The organism is Mycobacterium sp. (assembly GCF_049673265.1).
GTDB lineage: Bacteria > Actinomycetota > Actinomycetes > Mycobacteriales > Mycobacteriaceae > Mycobacterium.
Map to the genome: position 1 here is coordinate 1 of NZ_JBATXN010000054.1, position 3639 is coordinate 3639.

General features: G+C 63.7%; 4 protein-coding genes. 3 read left to right on the top strand and 1 reads right to left on the bottom strand.

Features of this window, described 5'->3' with window-relative positions; all coding sequences use genetic code 11:
- Nucleotides 1-715, top strand: a 715-nt coding sequence (locus WBF82_RS01865) for an alpha-hydroxy-acid oxidizing protein (protein WP_424381404.1), incomplete at its 5' end; no start/stop codon positions are given.
- A gap of 14 nt (nucleotides 716-729) precedes the next feature.
- Here the strand turns inward: WBF82_RS01865 and WBF82_RS01870 are convergent.
- Complete coding sequence (locus WBF82_RS01870; protein ID WP_424381407.1) at nucleotides 730-1293, bottom strand: MarR family winged helix-turn-helix transcriptional regulator; 564 nt, start codon at nucleotides 1291-1293, stop codon at nucleotides 730-732.
- A gap of 267 nt (nucleotides 1294-1560) precedes the next feature.
- Here WBF82_RS01870 and WBF82_RS01875 point away from each other — a divergent pair, with 267 nt between their 5' ends.
- Both WBF82_RS01875 and WBF82_RS01880 read left to right on the top strand, forming a co-directional pair.
- Nucleotides 1561-3075: an SDR family oxidoreductase gene (locus WBF82_RS01875; protein WP_424381405.1), complete on the top strand. Its 1515-nt coding sequence runs from the start codon at nucleotides 1561-1563 to the stop codon at nucleotides 3073-3075.
- Nucleotides 3072-3639, top strand: a 568-nt coding sequence (locus WBF82_RS01880; RefSeq protein ID WP_424381406.1) for a phosphodiesterase, incomplete at its 3' end; no start/stop codon positions are given. The genes WBF82_RS01875 and WBF82_RS01880, both read left to right, overlap by 4 nt.

The following is a 3639-nucleotide window of genomic DNA, read 5'->3' on the forward strand; positions in this document are numbered from 1 at the left end:
GCGGGCCGCCGCTAGCTTCACCGTCCGCGATGTGGCGCCCGACGTGTTGCTGTTCGGCAATATTGGACTATCCCAGCTCAGTACTGCTGCGGTTGAGGACATTTCGAACGCGCTGAAACGGGTCGAAGCAGACGTGCTTGCGGTGCATACCAATCCGCTGCAGGAAGCGGTCCAGCATAACGGTGACAGCGACTTTTCCGGATCGATCGACAGGTTGCGCCAGGTGGCCGGCGCACTGGAATATCCGGTGTTACTCAAAGAGGTTGGCCACGGCATCGGTACGTCGGCGATCACGGAGTTGCTGGATGATTCGGGCGTGCCGCCGGTGGCGGCGATCGATGTCGCAGGCGCCGGTGGCACCTCCTGGTCACGCGTGGAGCAACTTGTTCGGTACGGGGAGTTGCGTTATCCCGCTTTAGCCGACTGGGGCATACCGACGGCACGGGCGATCGTAGAGGTGCGCGAGGCGCTTCCCACTATCCCGCTGGTCGGCTCCGGTGGTATTCGAACCGGCATGGATGCCGCCAAGGCGCTGGCGTTGGGCGCAGATGTGGTGGCGATCGCTCGTCCGCTGCTCGCTGCGGCAATCGAATCCTCCGACGCCGTAATCGGCTGGCTGCAAGGGTTCCTCGACGAGCTTCGAATCTGCCTACACGGCGCCGGCGCAGCGGACCTACAGGCCCTGCATGCAGTCGGCCTGACACCGATCGTGTAAGTCGGTCGAGTAGATCACTGCGGCTCAGTGTGTTTGACTCGACTATTCTTCTTGCTGGCGCGCGAGGTCGGTGAGTTAGCTTGCTGGGCAGCAAGCTCACTCTCAAACTTCGACATCGCCGCGAGCATCGCGCTGAACACCCGATGAGCAGCCGTAAGATCCTTATCGCTCAGATCGGCAAGCGCAGCGCGGAGATGGACGCCCAGCGGAGCGAAAAACTCGTGAGCCAGCTCCATACCGCTATTCTCATACCGGAGAAGCGCTTTGCGCCGATCCGCGGGATCGGCTTCACGCCGGACATGGCCGGCTTCGATCATTCGATCGACAAGGTAGGTGATCGCAGGCGGTGAGACGTCCATGCGCTTTCGCAGCTGTGCCATGGTCAGCGGAGTTCCTGCCGTCTCGGCAACCATGACGTGCAATAAGGCGTGGAAGTCATTGCCGCTCACGTCGTTCTGGCGTGCGAAATGACGTCCCAACCGATCAGACTGCGCTGTGACCGCCCGCATATCGGCGGACATCAGCTTCTCCAGATCAGCCCGCTTCGGAGGTGAACTCGTTGTGCCCCGCTTAGTCACCTCACCGCATCCTTTTTGGCGATTGCTCGACAAGAGTATAGGAAACCGCTGGATAAGCGCCAAATACGCTGCCACGGCGGGTCCGCGTTTCGGCCGCGGTTCTTCCCGTGATGCTAGCGGCAGTTGACATAAGAAACTGAACTGTTAAGATAGTGAAATAATCTGCATTCGATCCCGTCCAGACTGCGGCCCCGCCGTCGTCGTGCGGCGTACCCACCCGGACCACAGCGCCGTCCCATCCGAATCCAACCCAACGGAGGTGTAAGCATGCGCTGCGTTATCTTCGGCGCGACTGGCTATCTAGGGGCCCGTCTTGTCCCCGCACTGCTGGCAGCCGGCCACGACGTCCGGGTTATGGCACGCACGCCAGCCAAGCTCGACGACGTGCCTTGGCGCCAGCAGGTTGACGTGGTGCAGGGTGACGTGACTGAGCGCGAACAAGTGCAGCAAGCGCTAGACGGACAACAGGTTCTCTACTATCTGGTGCACTCGCTGCTGCGCTCGGACTTTGTCGACTTCGACGCGCGCGCCGCCACCGTCGTCGCCGAAGCCGCAGCAGCAGCTGGAGTTTCGCGCATCGTCTACGTCGGCGGCATCATCCCCGAGGGACAGCGGCTGTCCGATCACCTTGCCTCGCGCGAAGAAGTCGGACGGTTGCTTCAAGAATCTGGGGTCCCCACCGTTGAGTTGCGGGCGGCGGCGATCATCGGGGCAGGGTCAGCCAGCTTCGAGATGCTGCGCTATCTGACTGAACGACTGCCGCTGATGATCACGCCGCGGTGGCTGCGAACTCGAGTCCAGCCCATCGCTGTAGGTGACGTGCTGTACTACCTGACCAATGCCGCCGAGCTGCCGCCCGAGGTGAACCGGGCCTTCGATGTCGGTGGCCCCGACACGTTCACCTACACCGATATGATCCGCAAGTACGCCGCAATCGCGGGTCTGCAGCGCCGCATCGCCGTGCCGGTGCCGGTGTTGACTCCATGGCTGTCGTCGCACTGGGTCAATCTGATCACCCCGCTCCCGAGCGCTCTGGCGGCCTCATTGATGGACTCGCTGGAAAACGATGTGGTGTGCGGCGAGCACGACATCGCCGAGCACATCCCGGACCCCGAGGGCGGACTCGCTCACTATGAAGACGCGGTTGAACTGGCGCTCGCGGGGGTGCGCGCAAAAGAGCTGCAGACTCGGTGGCAGCGGCCAGGGGACGATGAGTCACCGGCGCGACCGCTGCCAACTGACCCGTCCTGGGCCGGCGGATCGCTGCACGAGCATGTCTGTCAACGACGGGTATCCGCCGATGCCGAGACGCTATGGGAGGTTTTCCAGTCGGTGGCCGCGGAGCATGGCTGGTCGGCGGTACCGCTGGCTTGGAGCCTGCGTGGCTGGCTCGGCCGATTTGCCGGAGCGGCGAAGGCCAACCGAACACCAAGCCCGTCAAGAATTCCGCATCAGCTGCATACCGGTGAGGCGCTCGATTGGTGGCGCGTGGAGCGCATTGACCGGCCCCAGCTGCTGCGGCTTCGCGCAGACATCCCGCTTCCCGGTCGGCTGTGGCTCGAGCTGTCGGTGCACGACGACGACGACCGGCGCTGCAGCTATCGTCTGCGTGCCGTGTTTCAGCCGTATGGCCTTGCCGGCGAAGCCTTTTGGACGGCGACTACGCCGTTTCGCGATGTGGTGCTCGGTGGTATGGCCCGCGCCGTCGCGTCGGCCGCACAGCAGCGCCAAGCCCGCCGTGCAGTTTCCCGCGAAGACAGAGTGGGAACTCCGAGCAGATGAATCTGTCCGACGTCGTAAGCACACCGTTTCGATGGGGATCGGCGCTACGGCGGCGTCGGGTCTTCCACCCCGCCGGCGTGCTGGCCGAAGGGGCCATTGAGCGGGTGGCGGCGGCTCACACTGGCTTGCCGGTGCCATCGGGCAGCGTCATCGCGCGAGTGTCCAAAGCTGCCGGGACCCCAGCTGCACTACCAGACGCGATCGGCCTGGCGCTGCGGATTGTGCGGCAGGGGGATATGAACAGCGACTGGGATATTTTGTTGGCCTCCGCGGGGTCTGGACTGCTCGGCCGCGCGATCGGCCTGCACCCTGTCACATCGTGGACCGGGCGCACCATGACCAGCCTTGTCCCGCTGCGTTATCGAGAAACTAACTGGTGGCTGCGCGCGCGGATAATGACCAGGATCGATGGCGTCGGTGTATCGCTGGACAGCGTGCGCGATCAACTCGACCGCGGTGAGATCGAGGTCGAACTCGACCAGGCCTGCGGCGCATCGCAGTTTTGTCCGCTGGCCCGCGTGACGCTGACCGGCGTGTTCACCCCGCAACCGGGCGATGATGTGT

What these genes read in the sequence shown, in the direction of transcription:
- WBF82_RS01875 (WP_424381405.1), top strand. Translation starts at nt 1,561, where the DNA reads ATGCGCTGCGTTATCTTCGGCGCGACTGGCTATCTAGGGGCCCGTCTT.